The sequence below is a fragment of the Priestia sp. YIM B13486 genome (genome assembly GCF_042787865.1).
GTDB classification, from domain to species: domain Bacteria; phylum Bacillota; class Bacilli; order Bacillales; family Bacillaceae_H; genus Priestia; species Priestia megaterium.
On record NZ_JBHZOZ010000007.1, the window covers coordinates 216,595 to 236,077 of the forward strand.

At 40.4% G+C, this 19,483-nt stretch carries 21 protein-coding genes; 6 read left to right on the forward strand and 15 right to left on the reverse strand.

Annotation, left to right across the window (positions count from 1 at the left end; genetic code table 11):
• Window positions 1-57: 57 nt before the first annotated feature.
• Window positions 58-258 (forward strand): cold-shock protein, encoded by a 201-nt coding sequence (locus ACFX4G_RS19310; protein WP_013057408.1) that lies wholly within the window; start codon window positions 58-60, stop codon window positions 256-258.
• Between the two features lie 192 nt (window positions 259-450).
• Here ACFX4G_RS19310 and yjcZ read toward each other — a convergent pair whose 3' ends face one another.
• Window positions 451-588, reverse strand: a complete 138-nt coding sequence (yjcZ, locus tag ACFX4G_RS19315; RefSeq protein ID WP_013057409.1) for a sporulation protein YjcZ — start codon at window positions 586-588, stop codon at window positions 451-453.
• Between the two features lie 267 nt (window positions 589-855).
• On the opposite strand from yjcZ, the gene ACFX4G_RS19320 reads away from it, so the two are divergent.
• The gene (locus ACFX4G_RS19320) at window positions 856-1,092 is read left to right on the forward strand and encodes a hypothetical protein (protein WP_013057410.1); all 237 of its coding nucleotides are present in this window, start codon (window positions 856-858) and stop codon (window positions 1,090-1,092) included.
• A 29-nt stretch (window positions 1,093-1,121) separates the two neighbouring features.
• Here ACFX4G_RS19320 and ACFX4G_RS19325 read toward each other — a convergent pair whose 3' ends face one another.
• Window positions 1,122-1,394, reverse strand: coding sequence for a hypothetical protein (locus ACFX4G_RS19325; protein ID WP_043983023.1), 273 nt, complete (start codon window positions 1,392-1,394; stop codon window positions 1,122-1,124).
• 143 nt (window positions 1,395-1,537) lie between these two features.
• Entirely contained in the window at window positions 1,538-1,735 is a 198-nt protein-coding gene (locus ACFX4G_RS19330; RefSeq protein WP_014459743.1) for a hypothetical protein, read from the reverse strand.
• Window positions 1,736-2,043: 308 nt separating this feature from the next.
• Here ACFX4G_RS19330 and ACFX4G_RS19335 point away from each other — a divergent pair, with 308 nt between their 5' ends.
• Complete coding sequence (locus tag ACFX4G_RS19335; RefSeq protein ID WP_043983024.1) at window positions 2,044-2,826, forward strand: SDR family oxidoreductase; 783 nt, start codon at window positions 2,044-2,046, stop codon at window positions 2,824-2,826.
• Between the two features lie 22 nt (window positions 2,827-2,848).
• On the opposite strand, the gene ACFX4G_RS19340 is transcribed toward ACFX4G_RS19335, so the two are convergent.
• The 4 genes from ACFX4G_RS19340 to ACFX4G_RS19355 all read right to left on the reverse strand — a co-directional run bounded on the left by ACFX4G_RS19340 (window position 2,849) and on the right by ACFX4G_RS19355 (window position 7,097).
• Window positions 2,849-3,619 (reverse strand): SDR family oxidoreductase, encoded by a 771-nt coding sequence (locus tag ACFX4G_RS19340; protein ID WP_043983026.1) that lies wholly within the window; start codon window positions 3,617-3,619, stop codon window positions 2,849-2,851.
• Between the two features lie 104 nt (window positions 3,620-3,723).
• Window positions 3,724-4,686, reverse strand: a complete 963-nt coding sequence (locus ACFX4G_RS19345; protein WP_377576251.1) for a quinone oxidoreductase family protein — start codon at window positions 4,684-4,686, stop codon at window positions 3,724-3,726.
• Between the two features lie 119 nt (window positions 4,687-4,805).
• Window positions 4,806-6,320: a succinyl-CoA:acetate CoA-transferase ScpC gene (gene scpC, locus ACFX4G_RS19350; protein ID WP_043983030.1), complete on the reverse strand. Its 1,515-nt coding sequence runs from the start codon at window positions 6,318-6,320 to the stop codon at window positions 4,806-4,808.
• 132 nt (window positions 6,321-6,452) lie between these two features.
• Complete coding sequence (locus tag ACFX4G_RS19355; protein WP_050690645.1) at window positions 6,453-7,097, reverse strand: LytTR family DNA-binding domain-containing protein; 645 nt, start codon at window positions 7,095-7,097, stop codon at window positions 6,453-6,455.
• A 158-nt stretch (window positions 7,098-7,255) separates the two neighbouring features.
• Between ACFX4G_RS19355 and ACFX4G_RS19360 the strand changes: the two genes are divergently transcribed.
• Window positions 7,256-7,936, forward strand: a complete 681-nt coding sequence (locus tag ACFX4G_RS19360; protein ID WP_377576254.1) for a DUF421 domain-containing protein — start codon at window positions 7,256-7,258, stop codon at window positions 7,934-7,936.
• 33 nt (window positions 7,937-7,969) lie between these two features.
• Here ACFX4G_RS19360 and ACFX4G_RS19365 read toward each other — a convergent pair whose 3' ends face one another.
• The 4 genes from ACFX4G_RS19365 to ACFX4G_RS19380 form a co-directional block, all read right to left on the reverse strand.
• Window positions 7,970-9,457: a DHA2 family efflux MFS transporter permease subunit gene (locus ACFX4G_RS19365; protein WP_377576258.1), complete on the reverse strand. Its 1,488-nt coding sequence runs from the start codon at window positions 9,455-9,457 to the stop codon at window positions 7,970-7,972.
• 279 nt (window positions 9,458-9,736) lie between these two features.
• Window positions 9,737-10,294 (reverse strand): 3D domain-containing protein, encoded by a 558-nt coding sequence (locus tag ACFX4G_RS19370; RefSeq protein WP_014459735.1) that lies wholly within the window; start codon window positions 10,292-10,294, stop codon window positions 9,737-9,739.
• A gap of 625 nt (window positions 10,295-10,919) precedes the next feature.
• The gene (locus ACFX4G_RS19375; protein ID WP_034651345.1) at window positions 10,920-11,804 is read right to left on the reverse strand and encodes a superoxide dismutase; all 885 of its coding nucleotides are present in this window, start codon (window positions 11,802-11,804) and stop codon (window positions 10,920-10,922) included.
• A 140-nt stretch (window positions 11,805-11,944) separates the two neighbouring features.
• On the reverse strand, window positions 11,945-12,775 hold the full coding sequence (locus ACFX4G_RS19380) for a glycosyl transferase family 2 (protein ID WP_230184230.1): 831 nt from the start codon (window positions 12,773-12,775) through the stop codon (window positions 11,945-11,947).
• Window positions 12,776-13,006: 231 nt separating this feature from the next.
• Here ACFX4G_RS19380 and ACFX4G_RS19385 point away from each other — a divergent pair, with 231 nt between their 5' ends.
• A complete protein-coding gene (locus ACFX4G_RS19385; protein WP_230184231.1) occupies window positions 13,007-13,672 on the forward strand; it encodes a cupin domain-containing protein in 666 nt (221 codons plus the stop codon).
• Window positions 13,673-13,725: 53 nt separating this feature from the next.
• Here the strand turns inward: ACFX4G_RS19385 and ACFX4G_RS19390 are convergent, their stop codons facing one another.
• From ACFX4G_RS19390 to ACFX4G_RS19400, 3 genes are all read right to left on the reverse strand, one after another.
• Entirely contained in the window at window positions 13,726-13,962 is a 237-nt protein-coding gene (locus ACFX4G_RS19390; protein WP_224357852.1) for a hypothetical protein, read from the reverse strand.
• Window positions 13,963-14,017: 55 nt separating this feature from the next.
• On the reverse strand, window positions 14,018-14,602 hold the full coding sequence (locus ACFX4G_RS19395) for a hypothetical protein (protein WP_230184232.1): 585 nt from the start codon (window positions 14,600-14,602) through the stop codon (window positions 14,018-14,020).
• 96 nt (window positions 14,603-14,698) lie between these two features.
• Window positions 14,699-15,406, reverse strand: a complete 708-nt coding sequence (locus ACFX4G_RS19400) for a Type 1 glutamine amidotransferase-like domain-containing protein (protein WP_377576263.1) — start codon at window positions 15,404-15,406, stop codon at window positions 14,699-14,701.
• Window positions 15,407-15,514: 108 nt separating this feature from the next.
• Here ACFX4G_RS19400 and ACFX4G_RS19405 point away from each other — a divergent pair, with 108 nt between their 5' ends.
• Window positions 15,515-16,018 (forward strand): immunoglobulin-like domain-containing protein, encoded by a 504-nt coding sequence (locus tag ACFX4G_RS19405; RefSeq protein ID WP_377576266.1) that lies wholly within the window; start codon window positions 15,515-15,517, stop codon window positions 16,016-16,018.
• Window positions 16,019-16,336: 318 nt separating this feature from the next.
• On the opposite strand, the gene ileS is transcribed toward ACFX4G_RS19405, so the two are convergent.
• Window positions 16,337-19,435 (reverse strand): isoleucine--tRNA ligase, encoded by a 3,099-nt coding sequence (ileS, locus tag ACFX4G_RS19410; RefSeq protein ID WP_377576269.1) that lies wholly within the window; start codon window positions 19,433-19,435, stop codon window positions 16,337-16,339.
• Window positions 19,436-19,483 lie beyond the last annotated feature (48 nt).

Genomic DNA, 19,483 nt, shown 5'->3' on the forward strand with positions numbered 1-19,483 from the left:
GATCATGAGCAAGGATAGTAATACAATGTGTGCATAGCACACGAGGAGGCAACATTCATGGAAAAAGGTACAGTAAAATGGTTTAACGCAGAAAAAGGTTTCGGATTTATCGAGCGCGAAAACGGTGACGATGTATTCGTACATTTCTCAGCAATCCAAAGCGAAGGATTCAAATCTTTAGACGAAGGTCAAGCTGTAACATTCGACGTTGAAGAAGGTCAACGCGGACCTCAAGCTGCTAACGTTCAAAAAGCATAAGTAGAAAAAGACTCTGATTTCAGAGTCTTTTTTTTATGTAGAACCACGCATAAAACCTTTTTAACGCGCAGTTTGTACACGTTATTATAAATAATAAACTAAAAAAGTCTCTTCATCCCGAAGAGACCTTTTGTGGAAGAAATAGTTGAAGAAATAAAGTGTGGATGTTGCGTCGTCATCATTTTTTAATAATTAGCACCAGCCGCCGCCGAAGCAAGAAGCGCCGATGATGATTAATAAGATGAAAAGTACAATGATTAAAGCGAAACCGCCGCCGCAGCCACCGCCGCCATAACCACAACCGTATCCGTAACCTCCGTAGTATCCCATGTGTTTCACCTCCATTTGCTATACTTTAAGATATGTGGATTTAGTTAAATTGCTCCTAATAATTCCATAGAACTTTTGGAAATGTTTGTCATACACTAAAAATACTGCGTTTTTCAAACATGCCCCACAAAGAGATAAAACCTTTGATTTTATGGGCATTTACTCCTCTTTTCTTTATCTTTTAAAAATGTAATCGCTCCCTTTTTCATGAATGTACACCGTGCTGAATACCTTTAGTTATGTACACTCACACAGGAGGGATTTTATATGTTAACACTCGAAATTTCAAAGCAAATCGTTAAAAACGTCTACCCTATTGTCTTATCAAATCGCAGTAAAATCTTTCAAGAGGAAGTGAGCGTCGCCGCTTTGCAAGACTACTTTGGTCTTGATCATGCCTTTAGCGTGTATGCAGCTGCCACCATTATTTATCAGCTAGAAGCCGACGGGTATGTATCCAAACCTCTGAAGCGCAATGAATACAAGCGAATTTTGCTCAAATAAAAACAAGCATCCCCGCAAGGATGCTTGTCTTATTTATAGCTATACCTGTCGAATAACTGCTCGACTCTTTTGTGGTAATCAGCAAGGTAGTCAGAAAGCTCAGTTTTACTCAATTTATTTGCCTGTTCCTCAAATAGTGACAGCAGCGAAATTTTAATCATTGCCATTTCCGTTTCCGAGCGATTTTCATTTCGCAAATCTTTTCTTAAATTCCACAGGCTTTGCTCCATTTCATGCTTTAATTGTTCTAGTGAGTGTGGTTCTTCGAATCCGGCACGAATGTCTTTTTTAAATCCACTCATCTTATCACTCCTCGCATTTGCACCTGCTAGATAGTATCTAATGTATACTATACCATAAATAACTATACGAGGCTTAAGCATGCCTTTTAAGCAATTGGCCACAAAATAAAAAACATCTCGTTGGATGTCTTTAACGTTACCTTTTATCTTACTTCGTCTTCTTCACCTTTTACATATTTAAAAAATGAATCAATCATTTCATTTAAAAAATCATTGCGATCTTCAAAATTCATAATTTCTAAAAATTCCACAATATCCTTATCTAAACTAATAGAAGCGGGAACATAAGCAGCCGCTTCCCTTCTTTGCGGGAATGGAATCACATTATCTTTCTTCTTCATAAAACACCGTCCTTTTTCTGTGCTTTACTAGTGTAAGCTTTCAAGGAACGATTTGCAAGTCCCTCTGATGTAAAATTTTATATAAACATTCTTCTGAAAAGACAGGGTATAATCTTTAGCTGCTCAAGTAGGCCCATTTGACATTAGCTTTTTCATGTTCTGGCGTCATATTAATAATTCGCCGCTGTTTTCTCTTTTCCTTTTGGCATCTTTTAGAAAATTTAAACACAAATATTTTAAAAGAGGTTTTTATTTCCTTCGTATAGGCTAAAGAAAGGAAACAACATTTTTATATGGAGGGGTTCCAAATGATTGCATTAACTGGAAAAGTTGCGCTTGTGACGGGAGCGGCGTCTGGAATTGGACGCGCTTCAGCCATTACACTAGCTGAACAAGGAGCGCGCGTTGCTCTTTTAGATTTAGAGGAAGAAAAATTACATGAAGTAAAAGAGACCATCATGTCGAGCGGCGGAGAGTGTATAGCCATTAAAACAGACGTATCTGACTCTGAAAGTATAAAAGAGAGTATCGAAACGATCCGCAGCTTATGGAGTCAATTACATATTGTTTCTATTAACGCAGGCATCAACGGTACGTTCTCTTCTATTGAAGAACTATCACCAGAAGATTGGACAAAAACGATTGATACAAATTTAACAAGCACTTTTTTAACTGTGAAGCATTCTATTCCTTATTTGAAAGCTCAGGGAGGAAGCATTATTATTACTAGCTCAATTAACGGCAACCGTACATTTTCAAATATCGGCATGAGCGCATACAGTTCCTCAAAGGCTGGCCAAATGGCGTTCGGCAAAATGGCAGCCCTTGAACTTTCTACATACGGAATACGGGTAAACGTCATTTGTCCAGGAGCAGTTGATACAAATATTGAAAGCAATACATTCCGTCAAGAAGACAAATTAAAAGAAGTGGCGATTCCAATTGAATATCCAAATGGCAATCAGCCGCTTGCTAAGCGCTCAGCTAAGCCCGAAGAAGTAGCGGAGTTAATCTTCTTTTTAGCTTCTGACGCGTCCAAACATATTACCGGAAGTGAAATGTTTATCGACGGCGGAGAATCACTGCTGTAACGTACAAGCCCCTGCGTCAACGTCAGGGGCTTGTTTTTTTACTTTTATGAACAACATCTACTCCGCCCGAAGCAGATATAATGCTGCCTGTAATCATATCTGAGTTTTCATCACAAAGAAACTCAATAATACGCGCAATGTCTTCTCCTGTCCCTGATCGACCGACAGGCGTTTCCTTGTCTTCTAGTAATCTTGCTTTTATAATGTCACTTTCTTTCATGTCCCCTACAATATCTCCGGGACAGACCATATTGACCGTAATCCCGTATTCGGCTACTTCTAGAGCAAGCGATTTGGTCAGAGAAGCTAGTCCTGACTTAGCGGCACTAAAAGCCGCGCGGTACATCCATCCAGGGGTGTGCTCTACATCTTGAAAACCGTATGTAATAATTCTTCCAAACTGCTGCTTTTTCATAGCTGGAACAACCGCTTTTACAAAATGAAAAACGGAGCTTAAATTTCCTTCCAGCATTTCATACCATTCACTGTCTGTGTATTCTATTAATTTTTTTCTTTCAAATACATACGGACCTGCATTATTAATTAAAACATCAATACGTCCAAATCGCTCCATAGCCTGCGCAACGACGTGTTCAATATCTGCTTTATTCGTTATATCCCCTTCTACAAACTGTACGTTGTCTTTATATTGATGCCATTCTTCTTGCAGTTCTCGCACTTTATTTTTATCACTCCGAAAATGGACGGTAACGGAATACTGCTTTTTTAAAAAATTTTCTGTTACCTTCTTGCCAATACCTTTATGACCCGCTGTAATCAATGCATGTTTCATCTACCTTCACCTCTTTCACTCTACTTATCTACTATATATATTAGACAGCTCCTTAGTTTATCCTTTACTAACAGAAAAAAGCCCTTGACTAAAGGGCCTTTCTTTTACGGTCTTAACAAAATTTTCCCTGTACTTTTCCGGCTTTCAAGCAGCTCATGCGCTTTTGCTCCGTCTTTTAAATCGAACACCACGGGATCAGTTAACACAAGCTGATCTTTACTGATCCACTCAAACAGCTGCTGTGAACGTACTTTACGTTCTTCATAAGATACGAGCACGTTCCATAAGTCTCCACCTGTAAGCGCTTTAGAGGTGTCCATCAGCATACGCGGGTCGACCGGGGCCGGATCGCCTCCTGCCATTCCGTAAAATACCACGGTTCCGCCTGTTTTTACGGCTTCAAAGCTTTTTTCTAGTGTAACTCCTACAGATTCATAGGCAACATCTGCGCCTCGCTTCGTTACTTCTTTCACTTGTTCCACCCAGTTATCTTCGTATAAAAAGACATAGTCAGCACCTACTTGAGCCGCTGCTTTTGCTTTTTCAGAAGATGACGTTAAGCCAATGACTTGTCCGCCTAATAGCTTGGCAATTTGAACTAAAAGCTGACCTACACCTCCAGCAGCTGCGTGAACAAGTACATAATCGCCGGGCTGAATGCTGTAGCTGTCTTGTGTTAAATAGTGAGCCGTTAACCCTTGTAAAAGCACAGAAGCAGCTGCGTCAAACGAAATATCGTCAGGTACGGCAATGATTTTATCTTGTGGCACGGCAACAAGCTCTGCATTTGCAAAAGGGACGTCAGCAAACGCAATACGGTCTCCTACGTTAACGTGACTTACTTCTGCTCCTACTTCTTCTACCACACCTGCTCCTTCATATCCTAAAATATACGGAGGTGTACCCGTTAAGTGGTAGTTCCCTTTTCTTCGGTACACATCAGCAAAATTAAGTCCAATTGCTTTTGTTCTTACTAATACGTCTGTTGGACCAATAGAGGGGTTCGGTATATCTTGATAGTGGAGAACGTCAGGTCCTCCAAATCTTTCAAACACTAATGCTTTCATATATAAGTTACCTCGTTTTCTTTATGTATTCCCTTTCATCGTAATTCAAAGAGATAACAAACACAAGTTTCTGACTCAAGGGAAAAACGCTTTGTCTCCTAAGGAGATAAAGCGTTCTTTTACTTTGTTTGCTCTACAACTTCTCGCATCGTTCCATTTTTTTGATAAGACATATGAAAAGAAAAGGCTTTTTCAAGAACGTGCGGTGTTTGTCCGCCTCGCGTGAGCGCTTCTTCGTAATACGCCATAAGCTGGTCGCGGTACATTGGATGTGCACAATTTTCAATGATTCGTTTTGCTCGTTCTCTTGGAGCGAGTCCGCGCAGGTCTGCGTATCCTTGCTCTGTTACAATCACATCCACATCGTGTTCCGTATGATCAACGTGTGAAACAAACGGCACTATACTTGAAATATCGCCGTTTTTGGCAATAGATTTTGTTACAAAAATACCGAGACGCGCATTTCGGGCAAAATCTCCTGAGCCTCCGATTCCGTTCATCATTTTTGTTCCCATCACATGCGTTGAATTAACGTTTCCGTAAATGTCTAGTTCTAGCGCAGTATTAATTGAAATCAGTCCTAAGCGACGAATGATTTCTGGATGGTTTGAAATTTCCTGCGGGCGAAGAATGAGCTTATCTCGATAGGCTTCAAAATTAGAGAAAACTTGTTTCATTTTATCCGCTGAAAGCGTAATTGAGCAGCAGGAAGCAAACGTAACTTTTCCTGCGTCAAATAAATCAAACACAGCGTCCTGCAATACTTCTGAATACACTTCTAAATCATGAAACTCTGAATCTAACAAACCGTGGAAAACGGCATTTGCCACAGATCCAATTCCAGATTGTAAAGGAGCAAGCGATTCAGTTAATCGCCCTTCTTTAATTTCTTCACGTAAAAATGAAATCAGATTTTGAGCCATCACAACCGTTTCTTCGTCAGGTGCTACAATCGTAGACGGTGAATCTAGCTGATTTGTAAACACAATACCCTTTACTTTATCTAAATCAATTGGTATGCCTAATGAACCAATACGATCATCAGATTTTTTCAAAGGAATTGCATCTCTTTGTCCTTGAACGCCCGGATCATATAGGTCATGAATGCCTTCTAACAGCTCTGGCTGCGCTGTGTTAATTTCAATAATAATAGATTTTGCATGCTCGGCAAACACCATTGAATTGCCAATTGACGTTGTTGGAATCATCATTCCGTCATCCGTAATAGAAACCGCTTCCAAAATAGCGAAATCTATTGAATCTAACACGCCTGAACGCACCCATTCAGAAGTATGCGATAAATGCTGGTCAATAAACTGAAATTCACCTTCATTAATTTTTTTACGCATGGTTGGGTCCGCTTGAAACGGCAGGCGCTTGTTTAACATGCCTTTTTCTGCAAATAGCTTATCCACATCTGATCCAAGTGAAGCACCGGTATACACGCTTACTTTTATCGGTTCTGTTTCTGCTCGTTTCGCTAGCGCAAACGGGACAGCTTTGACATCCCCCGCGCGTGTAAAACCGCTTAGACCAAGAGTCATTCCATCTTGAATCCAAGACGCTGCTTCTTCAGCAGAGACAACTCGATTCTTTAGTGCTTCATCCTTAATTCGACTGCAAACGTTTTCCATTCTGTTCACTCCTTGTTTTTGCTCTTTTTTACCATTTTACTGTAAAGCGAGCGTACACAAGAGTTTTTGGAATGAAATGGACAAAAATAGCGATAAAACAGCATATTTGATGATAATTAAGCAAAATGACGGTTAAAACCCAAGGAGTTTTCGAAAATAGCTGGCGTACGACTGACTGACCGGAATTTTTTCTCCGTTGTTCATCACTAATAAAAAAGTTGAATGTGTATCAGGATAAATTTCTTGAATTTGCGTCACATTGACGATAAAAGAACGATGACAGCGCACAAACTCTTCTTTTGGAAGCACATAATCAAATTCATTTAACGTGTATTTATGCGTACCCGTATACTTCTGTGCGTACACATATGTTTTTCGGTCACGCGCTTCTACGTAGATAATTTTTGAGAAAGGAACCGGTATCCATCCCTCGTTCACCTTTAACGTCACAACTGACTTTCCGCTCGTTAACGCGGGAAAAATCGCCGTCACGCACCCTTGAACCTCTCCTTCATCTAAAAAAGGCACGGCCATGCCATAGTAAGGTGTGCCGAATACGTCTCGGTGAATAAATTCCGACACTTTTTGCTTTCGTTCTAATGCTTTATATGTAATCGTTCCTTTTTTTATTTGATCTCCAGGGCTGATTTTTAAGTTAATTCGTTTGCTTGCTCGGTAATACACGTACGTTTCTAGATCTGAAACGGCAATCGACGCTTCATCGGAGAACAATTCACTGATGACATCTAATAATGCGGATGCTTTAAACGGTTTCATCTTTTCACCTTCTTTTGTCTAGTTAAACACGCTGCTTCTTTATTGTAGCGCAAAAGCAAAAGCGATTGGGAGACAAGCATGGAATTTATCCTTTTAACTGCATAAAATTTCTATTTTTTCACAACATAAAACAATGAAATGAAGGAAGGGTGAAATGTATGGGCTATGCTGAATCGACGTTTCGAATCGCCTGTTCATTTTTTGTGCTGCTTCTTTTAACGCGGCTCATGGGAAAAACAGAAATCAGCCAGTTAAATGTGTTTACATTCATTACGGCGATTACGATTGGTAATATCGCTTCTTCCCTCTCCACTGATAAGCGAGTAGAGATTGATAAAGGAGTGTATTCTCTGCTAGGATGGACATTTTTAACGATCGCTATGGGCTATCTTGGAATGAAATCGAAAAAAGCGCGGCATCTTATTACCGGTGAGCCTAAAATTGTGATTAAGCAAGGGAAAGTGATGGAAAAGGCGTTAAAACAAGTCCGGCTAGATATTGAATCTCTTTTAGGCATGCTGAGGCAGCAAAATGTATTTTCCATAAAAGATGTAGAATACGCCATATTAAAAATCAACGGAAACCTTTCCGTTATGCAAAAACAAGATAAAAAGCCGAACTCGTGGTCAAAAACGCTTTTATTCCCCACTTCAACAGGCGTTATTTACGATGGAAAAGCGAATGAAGATGCCTTGAAGGACCTGCATGTAGATAATAATTGGCTGCATAAACAGCTAGAAAAAGCGGGAGTCAACTCAATTGATGACGTCTTTTACGCTGAGGTTCAGTCCGACGGATCGCTTTACATTGACTATAAAAAAGACAAATTTAACTCATAAAAAAAATCCGTACCAAAAGGCACGGATTTTTTATTAGCTTGCTTTTTTTACACGATTTGTAATGGTATCTTCTTTTGGTGATGTTTTACGAATAAAGAAGGCTAAAACAAACGCGATCACACTTAAAATCGTTGCAATCATAAACGCATCGTTAATACCCATTGCCGTACCTTGATTCACAGCTTCAGCCATACTGCCTTTATCTGTCGGCAAAATTTGCTGATTCGTGACGATGTTTTTCACGTGTTTTTCACCTTGATTCATCATAATAGATACAAAGAACGCCATTCCTACAGCTCCAGCAACCATTCGAAGCGTATTAACCATCGCTGTGCCGTATTTATTTAAGCTAAGCGCAAGCTCATTTAATCCTGCTGTAAAGATTGGCATCATGAGCAGCGACATACCAAACATACGAACAGTATAAACAATCATTACATACATAAATGTTGTTGTTGTTTCAAGTTTTGTTAGTTCATATGTTGTTACAACGGTAATCGCTAAACCAATAACAGCAAGCCATCTTGCGCCAAACTTATCAAACAGACGTCCTGTAATCGGAGACATAATCCCCATTACAATTCCCCCTGGCAGTAACAGCAAGCCTGAAAGAAACGGTGAAAAACCGCGTACGTTTTGCATATAAATCGGCATTAAAATCATACCTGAAAACATTGCCATTGTCACAATCACGTTAATGATTGTTGTTAATGTGAACATACGGTAACGGAAAATACGAAATTCAAGAAGCGGCTGATCGATTTTTAACTGACGGAAAATAAAGAACAGAATTGAAATACCGCCTACAATGAACATGGCTAATACTTCAGTGCTGGTCCAGCCCTTTGTACCGCCCGTAGCGAACGCATAAAGCAAGCCGCCAAATCCAATTGTTGACAAAATAACGCCAAGCACGTCTAGCTTAGGTCGGCTTGTTTCTGTCACGTTTTTCACTAAAATAATAGCCGCAATTACGTTAATAAGTGCAATTGGAAACATCATAAAGAATAAAACGCGCCATGAGTAGTGCTCAACTATTAAACCAGAAAGCGTCGGCCCTACTGCCGGTGCGAAGTTCATCGCTACACCAAAAATCCCCATCGCAAAACCGCGTCGGTCAGGCGGGAATAATGTAAAGATAACGTTGGTAATTAACGGAAATAAAATCCCTGCTCCTGCTGCTTGCACGACGCGTCCCACTAAAATAACGGAAAATGTCGGTGCAATACCGCAAAGCAGTGTTCCTACTGTAAACAGACTCATTGCTGTAATATACAGCTGCCTTGTAGTAAATCGATTCATTAAAAATGCTGTAATTGGAATAACAATTCCGTTTACTAACATAAAGATGGTTGTTAACCAGTTGCCCGTAGCCGCCGTTACATGGAAATGATCCATCATTTGCGGAAGCGCAATGTTAATCAGCGTTTGATTTAAAAAAGCGACGAGCGCTCCCATTATCATTACGCCAAAAATAGACCGAGTTCGGGCTTGATCGGACTGTGGTGTTAGTGTATTCATTTTAACAAGACCTTTCCCTTTAAAATTATCTGTATGTAAATCTTCAGATGACAAACAGGTTAAGAATATATTTTATGTGTTCATTCTATTAATTTATGTCACGAATATTTAATGAACTTAATTATATACCGGATAAATATATCCGTTTCCGAAATATTTGTCAACAAATATGATCATTTTCGTAAAACTTTTCCATCAGTATATATAAAGTAGCATGCCCTTTAATGAAGAAAAAAATGAGAGCCCTTCAACGAAGGCTCTCATTTCCTTAAGAAATACTTATTTTAAGATTTGAACTTTTACTGTTTTTCTTCCCCATTTTAACGCTTCTTTTTGAGAAGGAAGAAGAACGTCAATTTTATTTCCTTTAATTGCGCCGCCCGTATCAGCTGCGATTGCCGTGCCGTAACCCTCTACGTATACTTTTGAACCAAGCTTAATCACTTTTGGATCGACAGAAATCACTTTTTGATTTGGATTCTTTTTCAAGTCAATTCCAATCGCTGTTTTTCCGCTGCAGCCTTTGCAGTTCGCTGTGTACGCTGTTGCTGTTACTTTAAATTCTTTCACAACGTTTGAAGACTTCGCAGGCGCTGCTTTAGCAGGCGTGCTTGATTTTACTTGAGATACTTTTAATACTTGTTTCGGATGAATGCTGTCTGACTTTAAGTTATTCCACTGTTTCAGCTGACTAACCGATACTTTATATGTCTTTGCAATTTTGTATAGCGAATCTCCGCTTTTTACTGTATATGTATTTGTTGCAGCTGATGCACCACTTGCCACTCCGAACAGTGACATTAGAACTAAACTGAACGTAATCATTGTCTTTTTCATGTAATTGATTTCCCCTTTATCTACCAATACATAAAAAATAACACATGAATATTACAGTTATATTTCAGTATCATGTCAATAGTTTGATAGTTTAGTTACAGTAAAAATAAAGATTCTTCCTTTTAAACTAGTAAATTAATCACCTTTACTCTTCAAAAACATACATATTTAGGTATATGACGGTGCTTTTACACACATTTACACTGGATTATTTCATTTGTAACATTTCACTGGTTCTAGAGGCTTATACTTTGTTTTATATTGGTTATTTAGAACATAGTTTATTTAAAATTAATAAATGCGTTAAAGGAGCTTAATATACCTCACTTTTTACACCGCTGTTGATTTCCGTGCAAGACTTCGCTTTCGGCGGGTGGCCGATGAGCCTCCTTGTCGCTTGCGCTCCTGCGGGGTCTCATCTATTCCACTATTTCCTCAGGAATCTTCGTCTTGCTCTCCAATTAACTGCTAGAAACGCATACATACATGATCGCCATAACAATAAAAAAATCCGAACGAGTTGGATTCTCCATCAAGAATCTCAATTCATCGTTCGGATCTTTCTTCAACTAAAATACTTTTATCATAGCCTTTTTATTTGAAATTAAAATGCCTGCATTCCTTGTTAATATGGCTGCCACTGAAGCATTTTAGCTGCCTCGAACCTTTTTTCTACATTGGGCCAGTAAACTATTTTCCACCAATTATCAACGTACGGATCACGTTCATTTTTGTACTGCAAATAATAGGCGTGTTCCCATACGTCTAATACGAGCAGCGGAATCGTATCCCACTGCGTGAGAAGCTGATGACGCTCAGCCTGCAAGACTTCAAGCTTTCGCGAACGCGGCGACCATACTAAGATAGCCCAGCCCACACCTTCCACTTTTTTTGCAGCTTGAGAAAAGTGCATCATAAATTTCTCATAGCTGCCAAAGTCTTTTTGAAGCTGCTGCAGCAGCTGTCGTCTCGGCCTCCCTCCTCCTTCTGGACTCATAATTTCCCAAAAAATTGTATGCAAATAATGACCCGAGCCATGAAAAGAAGCTTCCCGTTCCCAATGTTTTATGAGGTCAAAATTGTTTGTGTTACGGGCTTGCTGCAGCATGAGCTCTGCTTTATTTAATCCATCTACATAGCTTTGATGATGCTTGCTGTGATGAAGACGCATGATCTCCCGGTTAATATACGGTTCGAGAGCTGAATAGCTATAGCCAAGCGGCGGCAGCTCGTGCTGTCCTGGCGCTATTGATTCTCGCTCCCTTCCGTCGTCTCCAAGCCGCTCTTTTAAAACTTTATCAATATGCCGCACTGCATTATTGATTTCTTCTAACGTATATTCGTTGACATCTTCTTCGCTTAAATATTCAAGAACGTCTTCTTGCGTGCGCGTTATATATGACGTTATATCTACTTCTGTAATGGCTTCTTCAAATACAGGATCACATACTTGTTCAAGCCAGGTCTGAACTTCCATCAAGTATCTTTTTCTCTCATCTTGATCGGCCATACTTTCCCTCCTTACACCTCATCTTCACTATCATATTCAAAAGAAAAAGCAACATAACTTCCTACTTGTATCTATTGAGTTAGAAAATTCGACATAAAAAAGGCAAGAGTTCCTTTAAGCTTGAACTCTTGCCTTTTTTATTATATCTTCTTTGCCATATTTACATAATCAATCGTTTCTTGCTTGCTAACAGCCGCGTGCTTCAGCTTTGGATTATAATAGAGCTCGACTTTTATATTATTGATTTCACAGTCATCTGGCATATCCTGCAAATCCATTAAAAATGGCAGCAAGTGATTGTTCATATCGTATTCAAACGCCCCGTTTTGCAAGTAATACACCTTCGGCACATAGTTAATATGGCGAAAAAACTTCACTACGTTAATTCGCTCACCGTATAAGGCTATCACTTCATCTTCTGTCAAGTTCGGATAAGATAAATTAAACACTTGCCGAACCGGCGTTTTCAGCCACTTGGTCAAGCAAGTCTGCGGATTGTTGACAAGCGCTTTTGCTCCTTTTACGTACCCCGCTAAAAACATCGACATAAAGCCGCCGCCCGATGATCCGTAAAATAGCACATTAGACGAACTCACCTGTACTTTTTTCATGAACTTTTCAATTACAACCGCAATGTCTTTTAAATAAAAACGATCGCTTGTCCCTTGTCCCCACGCAAGCGACACTTTTCCTAAATAAAGCGTGGGGTCGTTGTAATAAATAATGGAATCTTGGAATTCATTCATCCACGAATGGCGCTGAAAATATGGAGGGCCTGCAGGCATTTCCTGACTTGCCCCTCCTCCTGAACCAAACACAAGCAAATGAGAAGACTCTTTTTTTAATCTCACTAAAAACTCAAACAGCACTCCGTTCCACTCAACCGCGACTAAAACGGGCTTATTAAACGGCAGCTGAAGTTCGTCCAGCTTCTCATACGTACTAGTTATTTTTTCATATTGATCAAGCAACAGCTCTGCAACCCACTTTCCTTAAAATGATCCGTCATATGTGTCTGACATTGATCATGGCTCTGTAAAAAAAGAACCTGTTACAGTATATGAAAATCAGTGGACAAATGATTGTACACCTTATCAAAAAGAGGCCCTTACCTATATATCCTTCTAGGCTTCTGTCACGAAATACAACGCTTCACATACGATACAGCATCATAAAAATTCAAGGATCGGAGCTGAAGACCCTTGTCAACGTCTTATATGGATTACAATAACCCAAACGTACAATACTTTTCCGATTTGAACAAAAACAGACTTAATACGCGCAATGATGAAAACTATATTAACCGGCTAGGAAGAGATGTGCTAAATACTCTTGGAAACGTATCGTTACTCGATATTTACTTAAGCAAAAGCCGCGTGGTCGAACCGCACTATCATCAAAATGCCGCTGAGCTTGTTTACTGCATTTCAGGCTCAGCCGTCGTTTCATTAATCAATCCGTTTAACAACGAAGTCACAAATATTCCAATTACTCCCGGTCAAGTAGCCAATATCCCTCAAGGCTGGTGGCACTGGGAGATTGCGTCTGAAGACAATACGCATTTACTTGCCATTTTTGACGCCCCTTACCCGGAATACATTTTTGGATCGGACATTTTAAATAAGACGCCTATTGAAGTCCTTGCTCACACGTACTGCTTAGATCCGGAGCAACTAAAGAAAACGCTGGCTCCGTTAAAAAATCAAACCATCGTGATTGGACCAACAGACGAATGCGGAGAAAAAGAACACTATAAAAAGGAAAAACAAGTTGGCTCAGCCTACTATCATACGTCTCCTTATATGTATCCTCCGCCTCAGAATCCCTACTATCACCCTCAAAGCCCCTATCACTATCGGTACTGGTAGAAACAAAAAAACCGCTGCCAACGCAACGGTTTTTTGTTGAATACATAACATTATTAGTCTGTATATGTACTATGAAAGGCTGCTTCAATATATGCAACTTGGAAATGATAATGTCCAATTAAATATTTCACAATATCCACTTGATCAATTTTTCCAGGCTTATCGACCATCGCTTCTTTCACCATTTTTTCAAATGTACCTTGATCAAACTGTTCTTCATGAACAACAATTGTCTCAGAGTACGTTTCATCTTGTCCTTCTGAAATGCGGTAGTAATACAATTTTTTCACCTCAATTTATCTTAAATATATGTATACCCCTAACTAATAACCTTCAAACATTTTTTCAACGTTCTTTTTCCGCTTTACGATAGGCCGCGGCTTTTGCTTTTACAAGCAGCCTTGTAAACCAGTACGCTACTAGCGTTATTCCTATATCAATAAGAAAAATATAAAACAAACTCATTCCTTTTCCTGAATCAATAAACCCAAAATAGTCTTCAAGAGGCGCCAATCCAAATGAAAAAACAGCGCTTAACAGAATGGTATACAGATAGAAGCTCTTTTGATGATTCGTGCAATATTGATAAAGCAGGAGAAAACCTACTGGCAAAATAGAAGCTGTAATATTCGTTGCGTTTGGAAGCTGCGGCGTTAAGAAAAATGTGTGTGTTAAATAACCGGTTCTTCCCAGTGCAATATCCGTATATGCCCAAAGCACATGCACCGTATACCCAAAGAAAAACACCTCAAAGATCCGTGTTCGGTCTGCGGTAAAATACAACAACACAAGAGGAAGAACGAGCGAAGCAAGTACCACCCAAAACTGCCAGTTCCCAAAATCTGAATACTGATGCCAATACGAAGATAATAACTCCTGCAGCTTATCGCTTTGTTCATGTATGTTTCCCCAGTATTGTTTATAGCTCACTGAAGTACCCTCCTAGATAGAATCTCTGCTTATGTATGTACAAATAAGCTCCATTTTATACAGAGATTTATACAGAGAAACATGAGAAGCGGCCATTTATTGCTTGCGATCACCCAAATAGGTCACCGGAAGCTCACGTTCAATTACGTCTTCCGCTTTCCGATTAACAACATACGCTTTTGCTGTAGGTCTTGAGCTAAGTGATGCAGACAGCTTTTCGTCTTTAAAATGCAGCGCGACTCCGTCATCTACAGCGTAACCTTCTTTCATTTCCCCGCTTGCAATTAATTCATGATACGAGGGTCTGCGATTGCTTTCTCCGTCATAGTGAGGGCAGTTGCTCCCCGTTAAAAACCCTAAACAATCTAGTTTAGACAGTTTGTTATTCATTGAATCAGTGACGCCTTCTTCAAACCAGCAAAGTGAACCTGCGCTTATTCCTGCCAAAATAATTCCTTTTTTATAAGCCGCTTTTAAAATCGTATCCAGTCCCCATTCTTTCCATAAAAGAAGCATATTCCTTGTATTACCGCCGCCTACATACAAAATATCCTGCTGCAACACATATGCTTTTAAATTCATAAAGTTTTGAGAAAACAGCGATAAATGAGCCGGTCTGCATTCTAACTTCCCAAACGCTTCATAAAACCTTTCTATATAATTATCCGCATCTCCGCTTGCTGTAGGGATAAAGCAGATCTTCGGTACGTCCGTATGAGCTTGTGAAAGTATGTATTGATCCAGCAGCAGGTTATCTGGCTCCATTGAAAAGCCTCCGCCGCCCATGGCTATAATTTGTCTCATTTCAATTCTCCCTTTCAAAAAAGTGATATAAAAAATGGAAATTCATACTATTTCCAATAGATAGTTTTCCGTATAATGGAAGAGTAAAAAAAAGGTGGTGTAAAGCTTTTGAAAATAGTACGAACACTTTTACTAATACTAGGCATTTTTATTATCTTGTTTTGTATCTTTGGCTATATCGATTATAACGGTCAAAAAATGGAGCTAGGAGCCAAACAAGAAAAAAATATTCCTTCTTCCATTAACACTGACGGAGGAACCATTACGCTATCTGCTGTCAGTAAAAAATACGATAAAACGCAGTTTGGCTTTTTTGTTATTCAAAACAATTCGACGCATACCTTAACGATTCCTTATGAAAATACGGCGGATCACTTAAAAGACGGAAAGTGGTACGAAGTTATGCTAAACGGATTAGAGTTTCCTGATAAAAATGTCACGCTGAAGCCAGGGAAATCCTTCAAACAAGATATCGCAACTCCTAACTACAAGGTAGGAAAATATCGTTTTGTGCAGCACTTTAAAGATGAAAATGGCAAAGAGTATGTATTAGCGGCTCCTTTTGAAATTGTCTGGCCGAGTCTTAAGAACGTTCTCGGGCAGTTTGATTAAAGGTAAAAGAGAGAGTTAGAAATACCGAAATTCATCTCACCTAAAGACGAGCAAATCGGGTGAACGATTAGTATGAATTGTTTGTTACCCCGCTGTTGATTTCCGTGCAAGACTTCGCTTTCCGCGGGCGGCCGGTGAGCCTCCTCGTCGCTTTCGCTCCTGCGGGGTCTCACCTGTTCCGCTTTTCCCGCAGGAGTCTTCGTCTTGCCCTCCAATCCACAGCTAGAAGCTGCTACGTTCACTATAAAAACAGAAAAAACGAACGGTTAATAGATAAACCGTTCGTACATTAATTCAACTTATCCTTGCCTCTCTTTATCAGCTCTGATTTAAAACACGAAGCGTAACTTGCTTTGTTCCGACTTTTACCGTCTCTCCGTTTTTAATAGTTTCTGTCACATGAAGACTGTGCAGCAAAAGATTTTCTTGAAGCAGCGTTTCAAACTTCGCCACGGCTTTCTGCACTTCTTTGTCTCCGCTAAGCTCTAAATCAATACGTAAATTCACGGGTAAATCCAGCTTTTTGCGATAATCTTGAACCGCTCGAATTACTTCACGAGCGACTCCTTCCTGCACGAGTTCTTCGGTTAACGCCGTATCCAACACCGCAGTATACGTGCCGTTTGATGCAACCGCAAAACCTTCTTTTGGCACTTTTTCAACAAGTACGTCAGCCGTTTCAAGCGTTGAGCTTTCTCCTGAAGCAAGCGTAACACTTAGCTTGCCTTGTTCAACAAACTCTTTCCCTTCCTCTTCTGAAAGGTTTTTCAGCGCTTGGTTGACCTCATTTACTCGTTTTCCAAACTTCGGTCCCGCCTGTTTAAAATCGAGTTTTAATACATAGGAAACAAGTTTGTCGTCGTCTTGCTCAACGTTAAAGTTCTTTACATTAAGCTCATCTTTGATGACATCACGATATGCTTTCCACTCTACATCTTCTTCCGTTACTACAAGCGAAAGACTTTGCAAAGGCTGCTTTACTTTTAACGAATGCGTATTTCGGATGCTTCGACCTAGTTCCACTACTTGAAGCACCGCTGTCATTTCTTTTTCCAGCTTTTCGTTCACTTTCGTTTGATCACATGCAGGATAGTCTGCTAAATGAACGCTTTTCCCTGTTAGATTTTCATGAACATCATCCGCAACAAACGGCGTAAACGGTGCTAATAGCTGACTTAACGTCACTAGTACTTTATGAAGCGTATCGTAAGCCGCTGCTTTTTCTCCGTCCATTCCTTCTGACCAAAAACGATCGCGGGAACGTCGCACATACCAGTTGCTTAGCTCTTCAATAAATACCGCGATTTCACGAGCGGCGCTTGTAAATCCGTAATCTTCAAGATGTACTGTTACGCGCTTGACCGTGCTGTGCAAACGTGAAAGAATCCACTCATCCAATTTTGTTTTTTTCAATTCATACGTTTGCTTCGGGTCATAGCCGTCAAGCTTGGCGTACAACACGTAAAAGCCGTACACGTTCACGAGTGTATCAATCACTTTTGACTTTGCTTCCTGCACGACGCGCTCTGAAAATTTCTTCGGATTCCAAGGCGCACTGTCAGCTAAAAGCGCCCATCTAAGCGCATCGGCACCAAATGTATGAATAAGATCAACAGGGTCCAGCGCATTTCCTTTACTTTTAGACATCTTTTGACCGTTTTCATCTAAGACGTGGCCAAGAGACAAAACGCGCTTATACGGTGCTTTTCCTGTAAACAGTGTTGAAACTGCCATCAAGCTGTAAAACCAGCCGCGCGTTTGATCAATTCCTTCTGCGATAACGTCTGCTGGAAACTGTTTTTGAAACAGTTCATTATTTTCAAACGGATAGTGATACTGTGCAAACGGCATCGAGCCGCTGTCAAACCAAACGTCAATCACTTCCGGCGTTCGCTTCATTTCTCCACTGCAGGCCGGACACGTCAGCTGCACGTCATCTACATACGGCTTATGAAGTTCAATGCTGTCATCAACGGAATGAGACGCATATTCCTGAAGCTCTTTGATGCTTTTCGGTGCTACTTGATGCTGACACCCCTCGCATTCCCATACGTTCAGCGGTGTTCCCCAGTAGCGCTTTCTGCTGATGTTCCAATCCACCATATTTTCTAAAAAGTTGCCAAATCGACCGTGCTTGATATGATCCGGGTACCACGTCACGCTTTCATTGTTTTTCAAAAACTGTTCCTTCAACGCCGTCGTTTGGATAAACCAGCTTTCATTTGCGTAATAAAGAAGCGGCGAGTCGCATCGCCAGCAAAACGGATAGCTGTGCTCATGCTTTTCTTTATGATACAGCACGTCTTGATTGGCTAAATAACGAACGATATCAACGTCGCAGTCTTTCACGAAACGTCCTTGAAAAAGCGGCACTTCAGACGTGTACTGTCCTTTTTCATCCACTACGTTCACAAATGAAAAGTCGTTTTCTTTTACAACTCTGTAATCATCTTCGCCGTATGCAGGTGCTAAATGAACAACTCCTGTTCCACTTTGATCCGTTACGTAATCAGCCGTTACGACTTCATGCCCTTTTTCCACTTTCACAAAATGAAACGGCGGCTCATACGACATCCCTTTTAACTCATTTCCTTTATGTTGAGATAAAACCGTATACTCTCCTTTTAACACTTTGTCTGCGAGTGCTTCTGCCACTATATACACGCTGTCGCCTTGCTCAGCGCGGACATAACTCATCTCTTCATGCACCGCGAGCGCCACGTTTGACGGAAGCGTCCAAGGCGTTGTCGTCCAGCCTAAAAAATACTCATTATCGCGGTTTTTCACTTTAAATTTCACCGTTACCGTTAAATCTTTTACATCTTTATACCCTTGCGCCACTTCATGCGAACTTAATGATGTTTGACAGCTCGGGCAGTAAGGTGATACGCGGTGGCCTTTATAAAGAAGTCCTTTATCATGAATCGTGCCAAGCACGTTCCATACACTTTCAATGTATGAATTCTCCAAGGTGATGTAAGGATCTTCCATATCAACCCAATAGCCAAGCTGCTCCGTGAACGTGCGCCACTGCTTTTCATACACAAACACACTTTCCTTACACTTGTTGATAAAAGCTTCTACGCCGTATTTTTCAATATCATGCTTCCCTGAAATTCCGAGCTGCTTTTCAACACCGAGCTCAACCGGCAGTCCGTGCGTATCCCAGCCTGCTTTTCGAATCACTTGATGCCCCGTCATCGTCTTATAACGAGCCACCACGTCTTTAATTGTCCGGCCTAGCGCGTGCCCCACGTGAGGCAAACCGTTTGCTGTCGGAGGCCCTTCATAAAATACAAACGGCGGATGCCCTTCTCGGTTTTGAACCGACTGCTGAAACACATTTCCTTTTTGCCACTGCTGCTGGATACGCTGTTCGCGCTCTTGCGAAGACTCCTTTACATTCACTTCTTTCATGTGATACCACTCCTTTTAAAGTTAAAAGCACACAAAGAAACCCGTCCC

Coding starts and splice junctions, on each gene's coding strand:
- ACFX4G_RS19310 (WP_013057408.1), top strand. CDS start 58: ATGGAAAAAGGTACAGTAAAATGGTTTAACGCAGAAAAAGGTTTCGGA.
- yjcZ (WP_013057409.1), bottom strand. CDS start 588: ATGGGATACTACGGAGGTTACGGATACGGTTGTGGTTATGGCGGCGGT.
- ACFX4G_RS19320 (WP_013057410.1), top strand. CDS start 856: ATGTTAACACTCGAAATTTCAAAGCAAATCGTTAAAAACGTCTACCCT.
- ACFX4G_RS19325 (WP_043983023.1), bottom strand. CDS start 1,394: ATGAGTGGATTTAAAAAAGACATTCGTGCCGGATTCGAAGAACCACAC.
- ACFX4G_RS19330 (WP_014459743.1), bottom strand. CDS start 1,735: ATGAAGAAGAAAGATAATGTGATTCCATTCCCGCAAAGAAGGGAAGCG.
- ACFX4G_RS19335 (WP_043983024.1), top strand. CDS start 2,044: ATGATTGCATTAACTGGAAAAGTTGCGCTTGTGACGGGAGCGGCGTCT.
- ACFX4G_RS19340 (WP_043983026.1), bottom strand. CDS start 3,619: ATGAAACATGCATTGATTACAGCGGGTCATAAAGGTATTGGCAAGAAG.
- ACFX4G_RS19345 (WP_377576251.1), bottom strand. CDS start 4,686: ATGAAAGCATTAGTGTTTGAAAGATTTGGAGGACCTGACGTTCTCCAC.
- scpC (WP_043983030.1), bottom strand. CDS start 6,320: ATGGAAAACGTTTGCAGTCGAATTAAGGATGAAGCACTAAAGAATCGA.
- ACFX4G_RS19355 (WP_050690645.1), bottom strand. CDS start 7,097: ATGAAACCGTTTAAAGCATCCGCATTATTAGATGTCATCAGTGAATTG.
- ACFX4G_RS19360 (WP_377576254.1), top strand. CDS start 7,256: ATGGGCTATGCTGAATCGACGTTTCGAATCGCCTGTTCATTTTTTGTG.
- ACFX4G_RS19365 (WP_377576258.1), bottom strand. CDS start 9,457: ATGAATACACTAACACCACAGTCCGATCAAGCCCGAACTCGGTCTATT.
- ACFX4G_RS19370 (WP_014459735.1), bottom strand. CDS start 10,294: ATGAAAAAGACAATGATTACGTTCAGTTTAGTTCTAATGTCACTGTTC.
- ACFX4G_RS19375 (WP_034651345.1), bottom strand. CDS start 11,804: ATGGCCGATCAAGATGAGAGAAAAAGATACTTGATGGAAGTTCAGACC.
- ACFX4G_RS19400 (WP_377576263.1), bottom strand. CDS start 15,406: ATGAGACAAATTATAGCCATGGGCGGCGGAGGCTTTTCAATGGAGCCA.
- ileS (WP_377576269.1), bottom strand. CDS start 19,435: ATGAAAGAAGTGAATGTAAAGGAGTCTTCGCAAGAGCGCGAACAGCGT.